18 protein-coding genes and 1 pseudogene are annotated in these 20,773 nt (G+C 55.7%); 4 read left to right on the forward strand and 15 right to left on the reverse strand.

Annotated features, from left to right (window positions below; translation table 11 throughout):
* Positions 1-52 precede the first annotated feature (52 nt).
* The 14 genes and pseudogenes from rpsG to ACMXX3_RS02640 all read right to left on the reverse strand — a co-directional run bounded on the left by rpsG (position 53) and on the right by ACMXX3_RS02640 (position 12,848).
* Entirely contained in the window at positions 53-523 is a 471-nt protein-coding gene (gene rpsG, locus ACMXX3_RS02575) for a 30S ribosomal protein S7 (protein ID WP_185174277.1), read from the reverse strand.
* On the reverse strand, positions 523-897 hold the full coding sequence (rpsL, locus tag ACMXX3_RS02580; RefSeq protein ID WP_083090707.1) for a 30S ribosomal protein S12: 375 nt from the start codon (positions 895-897) through the stop codon (positions 523-525). Before rpsL ends, rpsG begins: the two co-directional genes overlap by 1 nt.
* Positions 898-1,278: 381 nt before the next feature.
* Positions 1,279-2,070 carry an IclR family transcriptional regulator domain-containing protein gene (locus tag ACMXX3_RS02585; protein WP_421083217.1) on the reverse strand — a complete coding sequence of 264 codons (792 nt, stop codon included), beginning with the start codon at positions 2,068-2,070 and terminating at the stop codon, positions 1,279-1,281.
* Positions 2,071-2,158: 88 nt separating this feature from the next.
* A complete protein-coding gene (locus ACMXX3_RS02590; protein ID WP_421083382.1) occupies positions 2,159-2,839 on the reverse strand; it encodes a 3-oxoacid CoA-transferase subunit B in 681 nt (226 codons plus the stop codon).
* Positions 2,840-2,849: 10 nt separating this feature from the next.
* Complete coding sequence (locus tag ACMXX3_RS02595; protein WP_421083218.1) at positions 2,850-3,527, reverse strand: 3-oxoacid CoA-transferase subunit A; 678 nt, start codon at positions 3,525-3,527, stop codon at positions 2,850-2,852.
* A gap of 13 nt (positions 3,528-3,540) precedes the next feature.
* Positions 3,541-4,737, reverse strand: a complete 1,197-nt coding sequence (locus ACMXX3_RS02600) for a thiolase family protein (protein ID WP_421083219.1) — start codon at positions 4,735-4,737, stop codon at positions 3,541-3,543.
* 10 nt (positions 4,738-4,747) lie between these two features.
* Positions 4,748-5,101: a carboxymuconolactone decarboxylase family protein gene (locus ACMXX3_RS02605; protein ID WP_421083383.1), complete on the reverse strand. Its 354-nt coding sequence runs from the start codon at positions 5,099-5,101 to the stop codon at positions 4,748-4,750.
* A gap of 114 nt (positions 5,102-5,215) precedes the next feature.
* Positions 5,216-5,998 (reverse strand): annotated as a pseudogene (locus tag ACMXX3_RS02610) (alpha/beta fold hydrolase); the annotation flags it as partial.
* A gap of 86 nt (positions 5,999-6,084) precedes the next feature.
* A complete protein-coding gene (locus ACMXX3_RS02615) occupies positions 6,085-7,164 on the reverse strand; it encodes a lyase family protein (protein ID WP_421083220.1) in 1,080 nt (359 codons plus the stop codon).
* 165 nt (positions 7,165-7,329) lie between these two features.
* On the reverse strand, positions 7,330-7,953 hold the full coding sequence (gene pcaG / locus ACMXX3_RS02620) for a protocatechuate 3,4-dioxygenase subunit alpha (RefSeq protein ID WP_421083221.1): 624 nt from the start codon (positions 7,951-7,953) through the stop codon (positions 7,330-7,332).
* Positions 7,953-8,753: a protocatechuate 3,4-dioxygenase subunit beta gene (pcaH, locus tag ACMXX3_RS02625; protein WP_421083222.1), complete on the reverse strand. Its 801-nt coding sequence runs from the start codon at positions 8,751-8,753 to the stop codon at positions 7,953-7,955. Before pcaH ends, pcaG begins: the two co-directional genes overlap by 1 nt.
* Positions 8,754-8,785: 32 nt before the next feature.
* Positions 8,786-10,525 carry an FAD-dependent oxidoreductase gene (locus ACMXX3_RS02630; RefSeq protein WP_421083223.1) on the reverse strand — a complete coding sequence of 580 codons (1,740 nt, stop codon included), beginning with the start codon at positions 10,523-10,525 and terminating at the stop codon, positions 8,786-8,788.
* A 28-nt stretch (positions 10,526-10,553) separates the two neighbouring features.
* A complete protein-coding gene (locus tag ACMXX3_RS02635) occupies positions 10,554-11,375 on the reverse strand; it encodes a sugar phosphate isomerase/epimerase family protein (RefSeq protein ID WP_421083224.1) in 822 nt (273 codons plus the stop codon).
* Between the two features lie 93 nt (positions 11,376-11,468).
* A complete protein-coding gene (locus ACMXX3_RS02640; protein WP_421083225.1) occupies positions 11,469-12,848 on the reverse strand; it encodes an MFS transporter in 1,380 nt (459 codons plus the stop codon).
* Between the two features lie 190 nt (positions 12,849-13,038).
* On the opposite strand from ACMXX3_RS02640, the gene ACMXX3_RS02645 reads away from it, so the two are divergent.
* From ACMXX3_RS02645 to ACMXX3_RS02655, 3 genes are read left to right on the forward strand one after another with little or no spacing between them, the layout of a single operon-like run.
* Positions 13,039-13,926, forward strand: coding sequence for a shikimate dehydrogenase (locus ACMXX3_RS02645; RefSeq protein WP_421083226.1), 888 nt, complete (start codon positions 13,039-13,041; stop codon positions 13,924-13,926).
* An 8-nt stretch (positions 13,927-13,934) separates the two neighbouring features.
* Positions 13,935-15,764 carry a bifunctional sugar phosphate isomerase/epimerase/4-hydroxyphenylpyruvate dioxygenase family protein gene (locus tag ACMXX3_RS02650; RefSeq protein ID WP_421083227.1) on the forward strand — a complete coding sequence of 610 codons (1,830 nt, stop codon included), beginning with the start codon at positions 13,935-13,937 and terminating at the stop codon, positions 15,762-15,764.
* Between the two features lies 1 nt (position 15,765).
* Entirely contained in the window at positions 15,766-17,499 is a 1,734-nt protein-coding gene (locus ACMXX3_RS02655; protein ID WP_421083228.1) for an FAD-dependent oxidoreductase, read from the forward strand.
* A gap of 105 nt (positions 17,500-17,604) precedes the next feature.
* Here the strand turns inward: ACMXX3_RS02655 and ACMXX3_RS02660 are convergent, their stop codons facing one another.
* Positions 17,605-19,695, reverse strand: a complete 2,091-nt coding sequence (locus ACMXX3_RS02660) for a neutral/alkaline non-lysosomal ceramidase N-terminal domain-containing protein (RefSeq protein WP_421083229.1) — start codon at positions 19,693-19,695, stop codon at positions 17,605-17,607.
* Between the two features lie 131 nt (positions 19,696-19,826).
* On the opposite strand from ACMXX3_RS02660, the gene ACMXX3_RS02665 reads away from it, so the two are divergent.
* Positions 19,827-20,741, forward strand: coding sequence for a shikimate dehydrogenase (locus ACMXX3_RS02665; protein WP_421083230.1), 915 nt, complete (start codon positions 19,827-19,829; stop codon positions 20,739-20,741).
* The last annotated feature ends 32 nt before the right edge of the window (positions 20,742-20,773 follow it).

The following is a 20,773-nucleotide window of genomic DNA, read 5'->3' on the forward strand; positions in this document are numbered from 1 at the left end:
TCCGAAAGCCTGCCGCTATGTACATATGTAATAACGGCAGGCTACGAAGAAATTACCAGCGGTAGTGTGCGAAGGCCTTGTTGGATTCGGCCATCTTGTGAGTGTCTTCGCGACGCTTCACAGCGGCACCGAGACCGTTGGATGCATCCAGGATCTCGTTCATGAGACGCTCGGTCATGGTCTTTTCGCGGCGCAGCTTGGAGAAGCCAACGAGCCAGCGAAGAGCCAGAGCGGTTGCGCGGCCTGCACGAACCTCGACGGGGACCTGGTAGGTCGCACCGCCGACGCGGCGTGAGCGAACCTCGAGTGAAGGCTTGACGTTGTCCATAGCCTTCTTGAGGGTTGCTACGGGGTCTGCGCCGGTCTTCTGAGCAACGCCTTCGAGGGCACCGTAGACGATGCGCTCAGCGGTTGACTTCTTGCCGTCCAGCAGAACCTTGTTGATGAGCTGGGTAACCAGCGGTGAACCGTAAACGGGGTCGTTTACGAGGGGACGCTTAGGAGCGGGACCCTTACGAGGCATTACTTCTTCTCCTTCTTTGCGCCGTAGCGTGAGCGAGCCTGGCCGCGGCCCTTAACGCCCTGGGTATCCAGTGCGCCACGAACAATCTTGTAACGAACACCGGGGAGGTCCTTCACACGACCACCGCGAACGAGCACGATGGAGTGTTCCTGAAGGTTGTGGCCCTCACCGGGGATGTATGCGGTAACTTCGACGCCGCCGTTGAGCTTAACACGTGCGACCTTACGCAGTGCTGAGTTCGGCTTCTTGGGGGTGGTGGTGTATACACGGGTGCATACGCCACGCTTCATGGGGTTGCCCTTAAGTGCGGGCGCCTTGGTCTTAACGACCTTGGGTGCACGGCCCTTACGGACCAACTGCTGAATTGTAGGCACTTGTTCTCCGTTTGGTATCGGCCTCCCCGTTAGGGGTGACCGGTTTACTTGCCTTCTGACCCCATTACTGAGGGCAAAAGAAAATCTCACGACTTAGCAAAAACTGCCCAGACACGACGAAAAATGGCATTTAGGCCTCAAGATCGCTTTTCCGGCTTTTGCCGGGCGAACAAGGCCAAAGGACGGTGTCCGTTCTGCCATTGGTCTGCTGTACTGGAACTAACATAGCCGCTCATGGCGGACTGCTACTAAGTACTCCACAAAAAACTATATAGGGCTGGGAGCCCTTAATCTACCCCAAGGCCCAGCTTTTGGAGCATTAATTCTCGAAGCTACGGTGACCTTAAGCACCTCAAGTTACTTGAGCAGGTCAGACTATCCCTAGCTTGCTTCTGTCAGCTGGTAATCAGTGGAAATTAACTGCCCGGTTTTTCTGAGTTCAGGCAGAATCTGCTCCTTTAAATGAGTGAGTTCCCCCTGGCGTGTTCCCACCCGGGTAGATACGTTAACCGCGGCGATGATGTTACCGCTCCTATCGTAAATAGGTACAGCAATGGAACGTAGACCAGCTTCTAGAACCTGGTCTGACAGGCAGTAGCCCTGCTGACCTATATGGACCAGTTCCTGGACAAGACAATCCACCGGAACGTTTGAAGCATAGGTCTGCACATAAGACTTTACTTCTTCTTCCGTCAGCCCAGACAACAAAACTTTCCCCATCGACGTCTGAACAGCAGGGAGCCGGGTCCCAACAGTAATGGCTAACCGCATAATTTGCTGAGCTGAGGCACGGGCTATATAAACGATTGATTCTTCATCAAGAACAGAAACGGAAACTGACTCCCCCAAACGGGCAGAAAGGTCATGGATATGGGGCTTAGATACAGTCCGAAGGGACTGGGTGGAGAGGTAGGTGTAACCAAGCATGAGTATTTTCGGGGCCAGCCAAAAATACTTACCGTCCGTTTTAACGTACCCCAGGGTTTCAAGGGTATAGAGGTAACGACGAGCCGACGCCCGAGAAATGCCAGCGACCTTAGCCATATCAGCCAGCGTCATTTTCGGCTGATCACTGCTAAAAGCACGAATGACGTCTAAGCCCCTCTCAAGGGACTTCACAAAATCAGGTGAGTTCCGGCCGTCGCCCCCTGACTTCTCTTGTTCCTGAGCCACCTACCAGCCCCTTCCCCTCGTCCCTGCCATAGGGAGGACAAACCAGTGGTGTCAGCACGTCTTTGAGACTGACACCACCGATAAATTTCTAATCTAGATTACCGTAGGTGAGAGTAATCCCCGGAAAATGTTCAGCAAGTTCTGACTGACTGATACCGTGTAGCTCCCGAACAATAACCCCCTGGTCCTCATCTAGGAGGAATACCCCGTAGTCGGTATAGACCCTTGAAACACATCCGATCCCGGTTAGAGGAAAGCTACAGGCAGACACAATTTTGCATGTCCCGTCCTTAGCAAAAAGGTTCATCATTACGTAGGTATCCTTAGCCCCAATTGCTAAGTCCATGGCACCGCCAACCGCTGGGATAGCGCCAGGCTTACCGGTAGACCAGTTTGCCAGATCTCCCCTCACCGATACCTGGTAGGCACCCAGAACACAAACATCCAGATGTCCCCCGCGCATCATTGCAAAGGAATCCGCGTGATGGAAGTAGGAAGCCCCCTCCAACTCAGTGACCGGAATTTTACCCGCGTTTATTAAATCTTCGTCAATCTGATCGCCCAGAGCTACCGGCCCCATACCGAGCATTCCGTTCTCCGTATGAAGCGTTACGTTCTGCCCGGGTTCCAGGTAGTTAGACACCAGGGTAGGCTGCCCAATTCCAAGATTAACAAAAGAGCCAGCAGCAATGTCCTGGGCAACAATTTGGGCCAGCTCCTCTTTGGTAAGGGGCCGGTTACTCTGCACAAAATCACTCATCCTACTTATCTCTTTCCGTTTACTTGGCTGGGCCCGATGGGGCAGGAATCTCAACAACGGTGTCAATATAAATACCAGGGGTTACAACGTGTTCGGGGTTCAAGGCCCCTGGCAACACGTTATCAACTTGAATAATGGTCTTCCGGGCTGCTGTCGCCATTACAGGACCAAAATTCCGAGCAGTCTTCCGATACACCACATTTCCGTAGGAATCTGCCTGGTGTCCCTTAATAAGTGCAAAATCAGCGTGAATAGGATATTCCAAAACATACCCCTTACCATCTATCACACGGGTTTCCTTCCCCTCTGCGAGTAGAGTTCCGTACCCGGTTGGAGTGAAAAAAGCACCGATTCCAGCACCAGCTGCCCTCAACCGTTCAGCAAGATTACCCTGCGGTACTAGTTCAAGTTCAATTTCCCCCGTCCGGTAAGCCTCATCAAAATGCCAGGAATCAGACTGACGGGGGAAAGAACAGATCATCTTCTTAACCCGACGTTCCTTAATCAACAGGGCTAGGCCCGCGTCGCCCTGACCAGCATTGTTATTAACAATCGTCAGATCTCGAGCACCGGACTCCAAGAGGGCGTCAATCAGCTCCATAGGCTGGCCGGCATTGCCAAAGCCACCAATCAGAACAGTAGCCCCATCATGGATATCAGCTACAGCTGTAGCTACAGAATCAACAAAAACTGCCATTACTTTCTTCTTTCTAAGCCGGAGCGTCTTCGTTCTCAAGCACAAGGGCCAGTCCCTGCCCTACCCCAATACAGAGGGCAGCCACCCCATAGCGGATCTTCTCTTCCCGCATGGTCTTCGCTAGGGTAGCAACCAGGCGGCCCCCTGAAGCTCCCAGGGGATGGCCAATAGCGATAGCGCCACCCTTCCTATTAACAATGTCTTCCTCGATTCCCCAGCCGTCGATACAGGCCAGAGCCTGGGCGGCAAAAGCCTCATTGAGTTCTACAGCCCCAACCTTGTCCCAGGTCAACCCGGCAGCTGCCAGCGCCCGGTTCGCGGCTTCCACCGGGGCAAAGCCGAAATATCGGGGCTCTCCTGCTGCTACTCCACGGCCCGCCAAACGAACCAACGGATCTCGCCCTAAGATGTCATGTGCCCTACTGGAGCCCAGCAAGAGGGCGCTGGCCCCATCGCTCAATGGAGAGGCATTACCTGCGGTCACCCGACCGGTCCCATCCTTACGGAAAACAGGCTTTAGGTCTGCTAGGGCCTCAATTGTTGTAGATGGGCGCAATGGTTCATCTCGCACCAGGTCTGTACCAGGAATTTGTTCTACCAAGTCATCGTAAAAACCTGATTCCCAGGCCTGGGCTGTTAGCCGGTGGGAACGCTCTGCAAATCTATCCATACGTTCCCGATCAATTGAATACTTTTCAGCCAATTGCTCAGTAGACTCGCCCAGGGACAGGGTCCATTCAGGTTTCATGGCAGGATTAACCAAACGCCAACCTAAAGCAGTCGACTCTAGTGTCATATTGCCAGCCGGATACGGTTTTTCAGTCTTCGGTAATACCCAAGGAGCACGAGACATAGACTCAACCCCACCAACAAGAACTAGATCCATGTCTCCACAAGCCAGCGCACGTGAAGCCTGAATCGTAGCGTCTAAAGAAGAACCGCACAAACGGTTAATTGTGGTACCTGGAACCGAATCCGGAACACCAGCCAGCAGAGAAGACATACGGGCCACGTTCCGATTCTCTTCCCCAGCCCCATTAGCGTTACCGAAGTAAACTTCCCCAAGATCGGCAGGATCAAGGTCCTGGTTGCGAAGCAGAATCTGCTCAATGACGAAAGCTCCCAGGTCGTCAGGGCGGACCGAAGAAAGCTGCCCGCCATACTTTCCAAACGGGGTTCGAACTGCGTCATAAAGGTAAGCCTGTTCCATTTTCTTCTCCTTACAATTCACCGATGTCTTGCAAAACTTTTTGGGCCCGGGCGAAGGCCTCATTGGCAGCTGGAACCCCCAGGTAAATAGCTGCTTGCAAAATAACTTCCTTAATCTCGTCAGGTGTCAGGCCATTCCGGATAGCTGCGCGAACATGCATATCGAACTCAGTCCAATGCCCGTGCGCAATCATCGCTGTGAGGGTAATAGCGCTTCTCGTGTGGCGGGACAACCCTGGGCGAGTCCAAATCTCCCCCCAGGCATAGCGGGAAATCAGGTCCTGAAAGTCCTCTGTAAAAGGGATTGTCTTTGCAATTGCTCGGTCGACGTGCTCATCCGATAACACCTGCCGCCTGACTTCCATCCCTGCGGCCTTGACCTGTCCCAAGGTCTGTTCAAGGGAGACCTGCCCTTCCTCAGAGGCTTGAATCCCCTGAGCCGAGAAAAACTGGTGCAGGCAGGAAGAGAGCGCAGCGGGATCTTCTGCCGGGGGGAGGTGGGCTACCCCCTCTAAAATGGTCAGCTTCGCTCGGGGGATACCTGCAGCGATCTCTTCCAGTGACAATGGTGGGGTTGCCTGGTCCTGGCGACCTGCAACTGCCAGCACAGGTAGGCTGATAGCCCCTAAGTCTGCCCGCCGGTCAAATCTCGCAAGCTGACGGCATACTGCCCCATAAGAGAAACGGTCGGCTTCCTGTAGGCTGTGGAGCAACTCGGTGGCTTGAACGGGGTGCTCTTGCATGAATCCTTCTGCGAACCACCTCTGAGCTGACCCCTCAATCTGTGTGGGGGTCCCGGCCTGCTCGACAAGTTCAGCGCGTTGGATCCAGGCCTGGGGCGAGCCGATTTGGGCTCCGGTACAGATGAGGGCAGCTGCCTGGATAGCAGGTTGGGGACTAAGAAGTAATTCCAGACCAACAGCGCCTGCAACTGAGACGCCAGCATAATATACAGGCGGTGTCTTTTTTTCAGAATCAAAAGCCAGAAGAAGCTGAGCAATAAGTTCTTGTACTCCCCCAGCCAAATCTTGGAGGGTGAATTCCTTGGCAGGTGCACTGAGACCGTGGCCAGGCAGATCCCAGCCAACAACGGTGTAGTGCTCCCGCAAGATATTAGCAGCATTAGCCCACAGGGCTTTGACGGACGTCCCAAGGGAAGGTCCCACAATCAGCAGGGGTTTAGTGGTGGATAGTCCTTGCCCATCATGGATGCTCTGTGTTTCTTCCGACGAGGAAAAATAAGTAGCCCGAAGATTGACCATGTGCTTACTCCATTCTTGAACGATTCGGTGTGTTCTCTAATAACTAGTGAGTTGTTGTCCTACCTTCGGAGGCAGAGTACGAGAGGTTAGCGAGGATAACCTAATCTGCTAGCGGCCCAGGCCTCGAGAGAATGAGTAATCATCTCTTGCCCCAGGCTCCCCGAGAGATCCCTCTGAAGTTGCTCTTCTGGGAGGCTCTCACGCAGGTTCTGAGCCATACGATCCGGGAAAACTTCAAGTCCTTCAAGAAGCTCGCGAGCAAGCTGGGAAGCAATGACCGCGTGAGTTATCAAAGATCGTACCGGCTCCCACTCGGCATGCCAGGCCCCGGCAGGACGCTCCTCGTGGGCTAGGGCCGCTGCCTGGTAGAGGGCTCCTACAGCGGTGCTAGCCGATAAGGCAGAGCGGCGTATGAGAATAGAAAGGCTGGGGTTTCGTTTATGGGCCATTGCGCTAGAACTTCCCCGGCCTTCGGCCCTCGGCTCAGCTAATTCGCCGGCTTCCGTCCGGCTTGCCTCAATCACGTCGTTAGCAATCTTGCCCAAGGCTAGACAGACATCTGCTAGTGTTCGGGTTGAAGCAACCCAGGAGACCCGTTGGGTATGCCAGGGATGATAAAAATCAACGCGCAGGCCCAATTCCTCTTCCAGAACCTCTTGAACCGTCAGAATTTGCCCCTGTTTCTCTTCCTCCGGCAGGCTGGCTCCGCCAGCAAGTAGGGTGGAGGCGGTAGCCAGGTCACCTGCTGCACCAGAGAAGCTGGCCCTGATTTCAGGGATCTCCCGACGGAGTAAAGCATGGGCCTGGGTCAGTCCGTTGAGCCAACCCGCTGCCCGTAAACCAAAAGTGATAGGCAATGCGGCCTGCCCCAACGTCCGTCCCATCATGGGGGTACACCGATGACTTACCACCATATCTGCTAACGAGCTTCCGGCGGCCTGGAGCTGGCTGTCGATAGACTCCATTGCAAATTTGAGGCATAGGGCAAGGGCCGTATCAACTACGTCCTGGCTGGTCAAGCCAGTGTGAACGAAGCTGGCAGCCTTTTCCCCCAGGGCCTGAGCTACCCGCTGGCGCAGAAGGCGCACCAGACCAATCACGGGGTTCCCCCCAGCCTCTGCCTCCACGGCCAGGGCCTGGATTTCTGCTTCTACGGGGCTACCCATGCTCGCAAGGATATCCTCACAAAGAGAGGATTCAATTGCGCCACAACGCCCCAGGGCTACCACCCAGGCTTTCTCTACCCGGTACATGGCGTGCAGAAAGGTTGAGTCAGATATAAAGGGTGCAGCCCGGTGGGCTCCCGGTAGGAAAAGGTCACCAACCATCGTCTAGGCATCAATTCCGGGAAAGGCCAAAAAGACCGTTTCGTTCTCTCCTTGCAGATGGATGTCAAACTGCAAGGAACCATCTTCACCCCGACGCGCGATGAGGGTTTTCCGTCTCTCTTCGGGGAGGGAGCTGAGGAGGGGATCTTGACGAAGGGCCTCTTCATCTTCAGGAAGATAAATCCTCGTGAAAAGACGGTTAAGCAGGCCGCGCCCAAAAATGACCATAGAGATAAAGGGGGCATGGCCCGAAGCAACGGGCCCTGGGTTGACCGTAGTGAAGTGGTAGGTCCCCAGGTTATCTACTGCTGCCCGGCCCCAACCGGTGAAAGTGTAACCGTCACGTACTAAGGATCCCTCAGCCTCAAGAATCTTTCCCTGGGCGTCAGCCTGCCAAATCTCGACCATAAAGTCAGGCACGGTATCGCCAGCGCCATCGTAGATAGTCCCAGAAAGATGTACTGCCTGGGGATGTCCCGGGTGAACAAGCTCGTTCCCTTTCTCGTAGGGAAGAGCATACCCATAGAAGGGTCCGATAGTTTGCCCCGGGGTTGGGGTCAAATCAGCAGGCAGGTCAGCGACAGGGGCCCCATAGCTGACCGGGGCTGGTATATTTTCGCGTGTCATCAATGATCTCCTTCAGGTTCCATCCAGGTGCGGTTACTGCCGCTAAGAATAATGTCCCACTTATAGCCCAGCAACCATTCGTGCTCAGAAATATCATGGTCGTATTCGGCCACCAAACGATCTCTAGCCTTCTGATCAGTGATGGACTGATAGATAGGATCGAGAGCGAACAGGGGATCACCCGGAAAGTACATCTGAGTAATCATGCGCTGAGTAAAGTCAGTACCAAACAGGGAGAAATGGATATGGGCAGGACGCCAGGCATTACGGTGGTTCTTCCAGGGATAGGGGCCTGGCTTGATCGTTGTGAACTCGTAAGAGCCGTCGTTTCCAGTAATCACACGACCCACACCGGTAAAATTCGGGTCAATTGGAGCTGGGTGCTGGTCCCGCTTATGGATATAGCGCCCTGCCGCATTTGCCTGCCAAATTTCAACCAACTGGTTCCGCACCGGTCGTCCCTGACCGTCAAGTACACGGCCACGAACCTTGATCCGCTCACCGATGGGCTCACCCCCGTGCTGAATAGTCAAATCAGATTCGAGGATGTGAACGTCCCTGTGCCCAAAGGCAGGGCTCGTCAATTCGATGAGCTCAGGGTCAGTATGGTGCAGGTCTTTCGTCGGGTGTCGCAGGACGGAGCTGCGGTAGGGCGGAAAATCCAGACGAGGCTGAGTCTCCACGAGCCCAGATTTCTGGTAGTCAGCATGGATAGCTGCAATTTCACTATCTACAATCTGCTGGGAATCAGCTGCAGCGTCCGATGAGACGACCGGAGCTTGGTCCTTCTCTGCTTTCATCTCTTATCTATTCCTTCCGTAGGTGAGAAAATCTAGTCCACCGGTGTCAGTTCACTGTCAGAACCTGAGACTTCATACTCCTTGGCCCCGGCCAGTTCCCTGCCAGCTACGTATCCAAAGGTGAGGGCAGGGCCCAAATTGATACCACCTGCCGGGTAGTACCCTCCCATCACTGAGGCTGCGTCATTGCCGGCACAATAGAGACCAGCAATCGGGTTACCCTCTTGATTCAGGACCCGGGCCCGTCCGTCGGTATCAATCCCGGCGAAGGTACCAAAGCTGCCGGGGAGAATTTTCACGGCATAGAAAGGGCCTTCCTCAAGGGGAGCCAGGGAGGGGTTAGGGCCTACCGTTGGGTCACCACCATAGCGGTTGAACTCGGTTTCTCCTCGGTGGAAATCAGGATCAATTCCCTGTCGGGCATGAGCATTGAACTCAGCCACTGTCTTTTCAAGCTGGTCAGGGTCAATGCCACAAGCTAGGGCGAGTTCCCTCAGGGTCTTCCCCTTGACCAGGTACTTATTCTTGACGTAGGGCCACAGGGGGACGGGGAAAGGCTTAGCCATACCAAGGGGGTAGCGACGGACGAACTTGGAGTCAGCTATCTGCCAAGCCTGGACCGGTTCCCCCTCCGGCACTGACTTCACCATGGCGTCAACATAGTCGTAATAGCCGTTAGCTTCATTCACAAAACGACGCCCGTTCCTGAGCACCCCAATGGAGCCAGGCTTAGCCCGGTCCATAATATGGGGGAATACCCCCTCTTGCCCGTTAGGGTAGGGAACCAGAGACACAGGACACCAGGCGACAGAAGACGCCTCAAAGGTGCGGAAAGCAGCTCCCACTTCTTGGGAAACCCGCAGCCCATCGCCTGTTGCTGACTCTGGAGCCAATGAATAGTGCTCCCGCCCGGTTGGGGTACGGGGGAAGAACTTCTGCCTGAGTTCATGATTTTGGGGAAAACCACCGGTGGCAAGGACCAGACCGTCACGGGCTTCCACTTGGTACTCCCCCGCGGCTCCCCGAACCCGGGCACCCACAACCCGGCCATCCTGGCGAACCAAACCAATCAATTCAGCGTTCACACGAAACTCAACACCTAAATCCCGAGCAGACTGGGCCAAACGGCCCACCAAAGCAGTTCCATTAACCAGCTGCATATTACGACGGTGGACAGCCAGGTCCCAGAGGTGGGGGGTGAAACGACGGGCAGAGTGAACCCAACCCTTAACTTCGCCCCTTGATGCTGCAAGGAAACCCTGTAAATCGGGGCCAGCCATTATGCCCATACCCAAAAAGGAAGTCTCATACTTTTGGTGACGAAGGAGGGCTAGAAGATCAGGATCGATTTCCCGGGCGTTCCAGGGCTTAGGGCCTACCGAACGGTGCCCACGTCCTGCACCCGGCAGCTTTCCATAGATGTCTTTGATACCACTACCGGCCGTCCACTGAAGACGGGTCTTCTTCTCAAAAAACTCCACCATGTGGGGGGCTGCCTCTAAGAAGCAATCAAGTTTCTCCTCATCAAGGGCTTCCCCTACAACAGAGCGAAGATAGGTATTAAAGTCCTCTCGACGCTCCAACACGCCATCTTTTTGAGCCAGGTGGGTACCGGGGGTCCATGCCCAGCCACCGGACCAGGAGGTAGCACCTCCTAGCACCTTGCTCTTTTCAAGGACCAGAACAGATTTACCGTGATAGGCAGCTGTGACTGCTGCTGCCAAACCACCAGCTCCCGAACCGGCAACTACAACATCAAAAGTATTGTTCAAGACTTTTCCTCCTGCCTTTTCCTCAGTCTCAGTTCGCTTTATCGGAGCTATCAATAACGACCCTTGCAGCCTGATACAGCTTCTTAACCCAGACAGCAGCCCCGTGTTCCTGAACAAATGACGCAGAAACACATTCCACGCTGACCGGCAACGTGTCGGGGAGCGCGTTGAGGTAGGACCTCATATCAATCACCCCGTCCCCGGGCGCCCGGCGATCGTTACGGGACTCGAAAATAAGGGCCTCCCGATCTGCAGGGACTTCCTCTGCTGCGTCTACCAGCTGAAGAGCAGCCACCCAAGGGGCAACTTTCTCCAAAGCCTGGGGAGCAATGCCACCCCGGTGCAAGTGCAAGGTATCTGCCAGAATTTTGATTCCGCTGCATTCGGCAATCCGTGCTGCGTCTTCAACGGATCGAACACTCTGATAAGAAATGGGTTCTAAAGTAATCGTGATATCTGCTGAAGCCGCTTCTTGAGCCATAGAAGCGAGACGTTCAGTCAGTCTCATTTCGTCTGGGTCTGAAGCTGCTACGGTAAAGGTTTTTGCGCCAAGTGCCTGAGATATCTCGAGGGACCTCTTCCACTGGTATGACTGATCGGTCCCGTCGAGAAGCATAAACTCAGTGTCATGGACAGTGATTCCTGTGTCCTGACAAGCCTTTAGTAGACGCTTGAAAGCGGCAGAGCCAGGTGCCAAATCCAGGATGGGGTCTTGATCAGTAACTTTCTGAACTCTCACACCCACGAAATCAAAACCGACATCAGCAGCCATTCGGACCAGCTCATCCGGTGGTGTTGCCAGGGCAGACAGCGCGGCAATACCCAGAGCGCGACGAGGGAAGTGAGTCATGGAAGGTACCTTTCCAAATGGTGGGTGCTGACCAGTAGTTTTACAGGTTTCTGGCCAGCACCCCGAGCAAAATTTTGACTGTGGCTAGATTGTTTAGGCGTCTGTTGAGATATTCACTCGGTTTTGACGTACCTGCTTCTTGACCGCATGGGCTCCCAACTCATGGATAGGGGTGAAAGCTGTTTCGCGAGTTGTGAGGATAGTCAGGCAGGAGATAGTGATGGAAACGACAACGAAGGCTACGACGCCAATCCAACCGTGATTGCCTTGAATCCAGGTTGAAATTGATGGGGCAAAGCCAACCAGGACAAGACCAACCTGGTTACCCATCGCCATACCGGTAAATCGGACTGGGGCTGCAAACATCTCGGGGAAATAAACTGTCCACACAGCGTTCCAGCATGAGTAAAAAATGCCTTGATTAATAATGCAGAGGGCAAAGATGAGAGGCCAGTTAGCGTCAGTGATCGCCTGGAAGTAGAAGTAGATGGTGATGATACATCCAACCGCGCCGAAAAGAAGAACAGGCTTACGCCCCACCCGGTCAGAAATAATAGCGCAAAGGGGAATCATAATCATTGAAACCGTCATGGCCGCTGCGTTGACCAGCAACATGGTTGAACGTTCCAAACCGACAACCTGAGTGGCATAAGTGAGGGCGTACACCATAGTGACGGACTGGATGACAGAGTAGAAAGTAATGAGGAAGACACGAGCGACGTCGAGACCCTGAGTCTTAAGGACACCCATTGCAGGGACAGCCTGGATAGCGCCGGTTTCTTTTGCAACGTCGAAAGATGGTGTTTCTTCGAGGTGCTTACGGACAAAGTAAGCGACAAGGAGGACTACCGCTGAAAGTAGGAATGGGACGCGCCAACCCCAGGACATGAGCTGCTCTTCCGGGAGCAACATGAAGGGGAAGAAGACGACTGACGCCAGGACGTTACCTGCTGAACAACCCGCCATGGTGAAGCTGGTAAAGAAGGCTCGGCGTCCTTCAGGTGAGTGTTCCATGGTCAGGGTTGAAGACCCTGCTGCTTCCGCGCCTGCAGAGAAACCCTGGGCCACGCGGCACAGGACGAGCAGGGCTGTTGCCCAGTAGCCGATCGCTTCATAGGTCGGCAGAAGGCCGATTGCAAAAGAGGCCACACCCATGATGATGAGGGTAATCATGAGGGCTAGCTTACGCCCCATCTTGTCACCCACATGGGACATCACGAGCCCACCAATAGGACGCATGATGTAGGCTACGCCGAAAGTTGCCAGAGAGGCCATGGTAGCGACAACTGGGTCTCCGGTAGGGAAAAAGAGCTTGTTAAATACCAGGGCCGAGGCGGCACCGTAGAGGACGAAGTCGTAGTACTCCAGGGTGGACCCAAGGAAAGCTGCCAGGGCTGATTTACCTGGGGTCTTCTTTTCTTCCTTAGTAGCAAGCAGCTCTGCTTGCTGATCTAGGATCTTATGATCGGTCATGCTAACTCAATTCTTACGGAGAGTTGCTGGCTGGGCTAAACAACGCCCTTGAGCTAACTCTACACTTGCATTGTTCGCAATGCGAACGCTTGTGCGTATTACGCCCAAGTTGTAATATGGTTCATACTACAATGGAGTTTTGTGAGCCGCAACACCTCACCACAAAATAGTTTGAGCACCAGGAGAAGCCATGAGCCTACACGGAGAATCTTTCCTCGTCGGACTAATCGGAAGCGGAATCGACGCCTCCCTCACGCCCCCCATGCATGAAAAAGCCGCAGATACCCACGGGATCCGCTACCTCTATCGCCCTCTCAACATCGACAAGCTCGGCCCCCAAGAGCTAGCCTTTGCCCCAGAAGACTGCGGAACCCTCCTCAAGCAGGGCCTGGCTCTGGGCTACAGTGCTTTCAACATCACGCACCCCTGCAAACAGCTCATCATGGATCACCTCGACGAGATTTCCACCGACGCCCAGCGCCTCGGCGCCGTCAATACTGTAGTTCTCTCCCAAGGCAAAACAGTCGGCTACAACACAGATTACTCAGGCTTCGCTACAGCCCTCACCACCGGCCTAGCACCCACTCAAGACGATCTCTCCAGCGTCCTACAACTCGGGACGGGTGGGGCTGGTTCAGCCACTGCTTACGCCCTCCTCAGCCTAGGTGTTGAAACCCTCTACCTCTTCGACATCGCCTACGACCGAGCCCAAGAGCGAGCCCAAGAACTCCAAAAGCTCTTCCCCCAGCAGACCGTCCTCGCAGCTAGCGCAGACAACTTACCTGAGCTCATGCAAACAGTAAGAGGACTAGTCAACGCCACTCCCATCGGCATGCACCACCACCCCGGCGCTCCCATCGACCTCGCCCTCCTCCGTCCTGACCTCTGGGTAGCAGACGTCATCTACCTGCCCCAAGAAACCGAACTCATTACCGCTGCCCGGGCCCTCGGAGCCCGCACCCTCACCGGAGGCCACATGGCCGTCGGCCAAGCCGTCGACGCTTTCGAGCTCATCACCGGAATCCGCCCTGATGCTACGGCCATGCACCAGCATTTCAACCAGCTCACCACCAACTAGGGGCTCTCATGAAAACCAGTATCGCCACAGTCTGCCTCTCTGGAACCCTCAAGAACAAGTTCAAGGCAGCAGCAGTCGCCGGGTTCAACGGCGTCGAAATTTTTGAGCAAGACCTCATCGTTGCTCCCGAAAGCCCCGAAGAAATCTCAGCCTACGCTCAAGAACTCGGGCTAACCCTCGACCTCTACCAACCTCTTCGAGACATCGAAGGAGTAGACGAGGCTACATTCGCCCGCAACCTGCACCGAGCAGAAGAAAAATTCAAACTCATGCGCCGCATGGGAATCGACCTGATTCTCGTATGTTCTAATGTCGCAACCGCAAGCTACGATGACGATGCCCTAGCCGCCAAACAGTTAGGCCAGCTGGCAGACCTTGCTAGCGCTTACCACATCAAGGTTGCTTACGAAGCCTTAGCCTGGGGAAAGTTCGTCAATACCTATCAGCGAAGCTGGAAGATTGTTCAAGAGGCCAACCGCAAAAACTTAGGGGTTTGTTTAGACTCCTTCCACATTCTCTCCAGAGGTTCTAGCTTGGATGATATTTCCACGATTCCCGGTGACAAAATCTTCTTCCTCCAGTTAGCCGACGCCCCAGCCATGTCGCTGGATATCCTCGAATGGTCCCGCCATCACAGGCTCTTCCCAGGCGAAGGCAACTTCGATCTCACGGCTTTTCTCGCTGCCGTTCTATCCGCAGGGTACGCAGGTCCCCTCTCCCTGGAAGTTTTCAACGATACCTTCCGTCAGACTAATCTCTACCGAACTGCCCTAGATGCCCACCGTAGCCTCACCTGGCTGATCGACGAAACCCACCATCAGAACCCCAGCACCAGTAGAAGGTGGGCCCCCCTCCCCCGTCCAGAACTACCCCAAAGCATTGGGTGGGCAGAAATCCGGGGCCAGGAAACAGACCAGATTCAACAGACCCTCACCCACCTCGGTTTCCATAAGGTTGGTGAACACCACACCAAGCCTGTCCAACTCTGGGCCCAGGGAGAGGTCCGAATCATCATCAACGAAGACCATCTCACAGAAGAAGAACCTAACCTAGCTTCCCTGGCCTTCCGTGTACCTCACCAAGACTCAGCCGTCGCCCGCTGCCAAGCCCTCAAATTCCCCCAAGAAGCAAGAATCTCAACCCCTACCGACCAGCAATTCACGGTCTTTCTAGCCCCCGACCAAACCGAGATTTTCTTCCTTCCCCTCAACGCTGAAGAAGACCACTGGGTCAAGGAGTTTACCCGCAACACCGGTGCTACCCCCACCGAGCCCCCACTGATTACCAATATTGACCACATCAATCTGGTCCAGCCCAAACAGTACTACCCAGAATCCACTCTCTTCTTCCGGGCAGCCCTCGGCCTAACTCTCGACGACGCAACCAGTCTCCCAGCACCCGATGGGCTCGTCAGCTCCCAGGTGGCCCAAAACCCCAATCAAACTGTCAGGCTCCCCCTCAATATCGCACCAGAACTACGTACAACCGGATCTAGCGAGCACCTAGCATTCACTTGTACCGACATCATGGCTCTCTCGCGCCGAGCCCAAGCTGCCGGGTTAGCTGTCCTCCCTATCCCCGCCAACTACTACGAAGATCTCACTGCCCGCTACGGTCTCCCGAAGCACTTCATCGACCAGATTAGAGAGCTCAACCTCCTCTACGACCAAGACGAGCAGGGGGAATTCCTCCACTTTTATACCCAAACCAGCGGACGTATCTTCTTCGAAGTCGTCGAACGTCGGGCAGGCTATACCGGTTTCGGCGTGGCCAATGCCCCTGTCCGCATGGCAAGCCAACACCGTATGAATCAGGCCATAACCTATGGAAGGAACTAAGATGAACACGGCCATCCCCCATAGCTGGGATCATGACTACGACGTCCTGGTCTTAGGTAGCGGAGCCGCCGGCTTATCAGCTGCCCTCACCGCAGCTCAAGAAGGTCTGAGCGTGCTCGTCCTCGAAAAAACCGACTATATTGGCGGTACCACTGCCTACTCAGCAGGAACCTGCTGGATTCCCAATAATTACCATCAGCGGGCCCAGGGCAATACGGACGACCAAGACCGAGCCCGCCGGTACCTAGATACTCTCATTGGCGATAAATCCCCACGCCAGCTACGTGAAGCCTACCTCACTCAAGGCCCGCGCATGCTCGACTACATGAAAAATCTCGGCGTCAATTTCCTCCCTTCTCCCTATGTCGTCGACTATCACTCTGAACTACCAGAAACTGGTCAGACAGGACGTGCCTTAGAACCAGAGCCTTTCGACGGCAGGCTCCTGGGCAAGTACCGTTTCAGCCATATCAGGCCACCGGTACCTGAATTTGCACTGTTCTCAGGTACCCTCATGGTCCGCCGTCCCGAGGTTAATACCTTGCTGGGCCTCTTCTCAGGCAAGCCCACCACCGCTCTCAAGGCAACTGGGACTGCCCTCAAACTCGGTACCCGTTGGGCACTCGATAGGGTCAGCTATCCTAGAGGTACTCGCCTTGTCATGGGAAATGCCCTCGTAGCCCGCATGTACTATGAACTAATCCAACGGTCAGGTACCGTCTGGAGAAAAGCTAATACCCTCACCATCTACCGCAGTGATGAGGGCGTAGAAGGTCTACTCGTCGAATACCTTGGAAAAACCCACACTATCCGAGCTCGTCGTGGAATCGTACTAGCTGCCGGTGGCTTCGCTCAATCCCCACAGCTCCGCCGTCAACTCATGCCGCACCCTGCCCCCCAATACTCACGTGCAGCAGAAGGAGCAACCGGGGACACCCTGGCTCTAGCCCGGGCAATCGGAGCAGCAGCCGGGGAAGATAACGGGGAAAACGCTCTCTGGTTCCCTTCCTCCATCGGCACCAGGCCAGACGGTAGTACAGCGGTTTTCCCCCACATCTGGGACCGAGGCAAGCCCGGCGTCATAGCAGTCAATGCCGCCGGTCAACGATTCGTCGACGAATCTGTCTCCTACCACCGATTCGTCAGGGCCATGTACGAATCTCATCAAACTACCCCCACTGTGCCGGCATGGCTCATCGTCGACTCCCGGGCACTCGCAACCTACGGCCTAGGTATGGTCACTATGCCACACCTGCCCCAGGCTGCCCTAGCCCGATACATTAACACCGGCTACCTACACACCGGACAGACTATAGAAGAACTGGCCACACGTATCGGTGTCGATCCCCAGGGTCTAGCCAACACGGTCAAACGCTACAACACCTTTGCAGCAACCGGAGTCGATGAAGACTTCCACAAGGGTGAGCTGCTCTTCGGACAAGTTTCAGGCGATCCGAACCACAGCCCCAACCCCAATATCGGCCCGGTAGCCCAAGCCCCTTTCTATGCAATAGCCGTCTACCCTACCCCCCTCGCCACTGCCTACGGAATCACCACCAACCAGCAGGCCCAGGTCCTCGACGCAGAAACTAGGCGTCCTATCCCCGGCCTCTACGCCGCCGGTAACGACGCCCAGTCACCTATGGGCTCAGAGTACCCCGGTGCAGGTGCCCAGGTGGGGGCAGGCATGACCTTCGGCTGGATTGCAGCTCAAGACATCGCCCGCAACCGCTAAACCATAGCTGGGAAAACGTCCTCCCCAACATACAGGACGCCCCGCCCCGCTCCCCTGCCCTGAGGCAGGAAGCGGGGTGGGGCGTCCTCACATATCTAGGGGCGTCTAGTAGACCCGGAACTCGCGGGTGGTACCGGTAAAGGGGGTAATCCAACCCGATGAAGTCTTTGAATCCCCGTGGTAGACCAGGCGGTAGGTGCCGGGGGTAGCGTCAGCAGGAATCTGCCACTCAATAGTGACCCGGGACTGGGCAGCCAGGTGACGCTTCCACTTGAATCTCGTGTTGGGGTCGTTATCCCCAGCCACAGTCACCCAAGAACTACCCTGCTTCCGCTGGACCTCCAGGTAGGTAGAGTTCAGCTGCTGATCGTTATTGGGGTGAGCCCCCACAAAAAGGGCAGAGACCGTCCGGCCCCGAGGGGTATTACCCGGCTGGGTCAAAACCTTCCCATAGTGGTTCCCCAACCCCGGCAGGTCATACCAGACCTTACCAACAGCTGACTTCATGGGGGTTCGAACCTCCGGCTTATCCCCCAGCGGCAGGGCGGTGCCGTCCCTCAAAGAGGTACCCACAGTGTTCAGGACCTGCCGGTAGGCGCCCATCGAGTTAATACCAAAAATCGTTGCCCCACCCTCATACTGCTGGGAGACATACTCCTGCGGGGTAGCAACATAGTGGCTGTAGGCATTGGTTACGCCCTGGACAATAATCTGGGACTGGTCAACCCCCAGCAGCTGGGCCATGTCCTGGCGGTACTGCACACCAACAGCGCTATTGTGCTCACCCGGCAGCCCCAGCACATAGTAGGACCCAAAACGCATAATCTGAATAGGCAGCTTCTGCTGAATCTGCCCATGCACCGCCAAGAAATTAGCCTTGGGGTACTGGCAGGCAGTCAAGGGAGCAGACGCATTGTAGGCAAGCCAGTTAAAATCAGCCAGCACCTTATTAGCATTAGCCCCCTCATAGAAACCAGCCGCACCGGGGCCGTCCTCTAAAGAACCTGCCGCAAAGGGAGCCCCCAGGGAGGCATTACAGGTCGAGCCGGGGTAGCCGGTGCCGGTGAAGCGGGCCTCAACATTAATCTTGGAAAAGTCAGTGTAGGTAATACGCGAATCCAGGCCCTGGCCCACAGGGGTACCGGGGCTAGCCAGCTGGGCCCGTACCGCATCCGCCTGCTTGGTGCCCTGGATCTTGACATTCTCAAACTCGTTGGTGGTTGGCCCCATGCCCGGCTTCAACCAGGTATTGGGCGAAACGTCCCCGCTATTCGAATTCGCAAAAGCCGCGACGAAGGCGTCGTCATCTGCCCCAGCATTCAGGTTCACCCCGTGGTCAACGGTTTCCAGCAGGTAGGAGGCGTAGCCCTTATTATCTGAAGACACCAGAGTGTTCTGGTTAGTCAAGGAGGTGGGGTGAATAGCAAACCAGTTCAGGACGGCCCGGGTCACCCCGTTATGCTCAAAACGGAAGGTGGTGTTGGTGGGATCAACCCCGTTTACTAGCTCCTTCATCAGGTGTTGGGGGTTCTGCTGCTGGGCAACGGCAGAACGGTTCACGCCAATGCCGGTCACCTTAGTTGTCGAGACAGTGACGTTGCCGGGAGCCAGGTCGGCCAGGGCCTCCCGGATAGCTTTCATGGAACCGTTGACCTGGGCTCTGAAGGTCGGCTCATGGAAACCCAGGGTTGTGAGGTTATAGAGCGGGTCCTTGCTGACGCCACCGGGGGTGGCGTGGCTATGGGTAGCGGTAATCATGACGTTTGACTCGCCAAACTCCGGCCCAATCTCGCTCTTGAGGCGGTTCAGCAGCTCAGCGCGAACACTGTTCCAGCCGCTCAGGGCATCCAAAACAACCATGAGGTTGCGGGAGCCAGTTGCCGGATCAATCACAACAAAAGCTCGGGCGTACTGGCGGGTATGGATTCCGCTCCCCTTCTGGGTATCCGTCGCATAACCCATGAAGCCAACTTCAGCGACTTCCCCTGTCATATCAGCAACACCAGCCCCCACCAAAAAGGGATTCTGGGAGGTGGGGCGGGTAGCCTTCACCAGGGCAGAGATACTCGCTGACGAAACGGTTGCAGGCGTCACCTGCTGGGTTGCCTCAGCCGGAGGTAGGAGGGCACCGCCTGCCAGAGCCACGGTAGCGCCCAAGGCCCCAACCTTGATCCAAAGCTGCTTAGTCTTTCTCATCACTAACCTCTAATGTGCGATAGGCGCTCTACAGCGCCTAGAGTGGTGTGTAACCTATCTAGATTACGTTGTTTCGGGCAGCTTCCCTGCCTCATGTGACCAGTTTCAATCGTTCTTCCCCAAGGAATCTTGTGAGCACACCTGACCAGTCCTACCTCGTCGGTTTGATAGGTAGCGGCATCACCGCCTCCCTCACCCCGCCCCTCCACGAGTTTGCAGCAGATTTAGCAGGTATGCGCTACCTCTACCGGCCCCTAGACATCGACCGGCTGGGCCCCTCTGCCCGGTCAGCCCCCGCCCTGTCTGTCGGGCAGATCCTGAACTGGGGTTTCGACCTGGGCTACAACGCTTTCAATATCACCTACCCCTACAAGCAGGCGGTACTCCAAGAACTCGACGACGTTTCTGCCGAGGCCCAGCGCCTCGGTGCGGTTAACACCGTTGTTCTTCAGGACGGACGCACCGTCGGCTACAACACCGACGTCACAGGCTACCGGCAGGCCCTCACCACTGGCCTCTCCCCCAGCGCCACTGACCTCACCAGGGTTACCCAACTCGGTGTAGGAGGCGCCGGCTCTGCCACCGCAGACGCCCTCCTCAGCTTGGGAGTCCAGCACCTAGCCCTCTTCGATACAGACTACGAACGGGCAGCATCAAAAGCCCAGCACCTCTCAGGCCTCTTCCCCCACGCCTGCATACAGGCCGTCCAAGAAGCAGAACTCGCCGCCTCAGTCAGCGCCTCCATCGGCCTGGTCAATGCAACCCCCATCGGCATGCACCACCACCCGGGCAGCCCCCTGCCCCTGGACTACCTCCACCCCGGCCTCTGGGTATCAGATGTCATCTACCTGCCCCAGAACACCCCCCTCATTGAGCAGGCCCGCGCCCTTGGTTGCCGCGTCCTGCCCGGCGGGCTCATGGCCGTCGGCCAAGCCATTGACGCCTTCGAACTCATCACCGGCCACCGCCCGGACGCCACTACCATGCTGGCCCACTTCGAGCAGCTCTTAGCCAACCAGCAGGGCGACTCACCCAGCCCGAAATAAGCTGCCGGGCCGCCGTCCTCCCCTGCCTTCCC

Source organism: Rothia nasimurium (assembly GCF_049068285.1).
Taxonomy (GTDB): domain Bacteria; phylum Actinomycetota; class Actinomycetes; order Actinomycetales; family Micrococcaceae; genus Rothia; species Rothia nasimurium_I.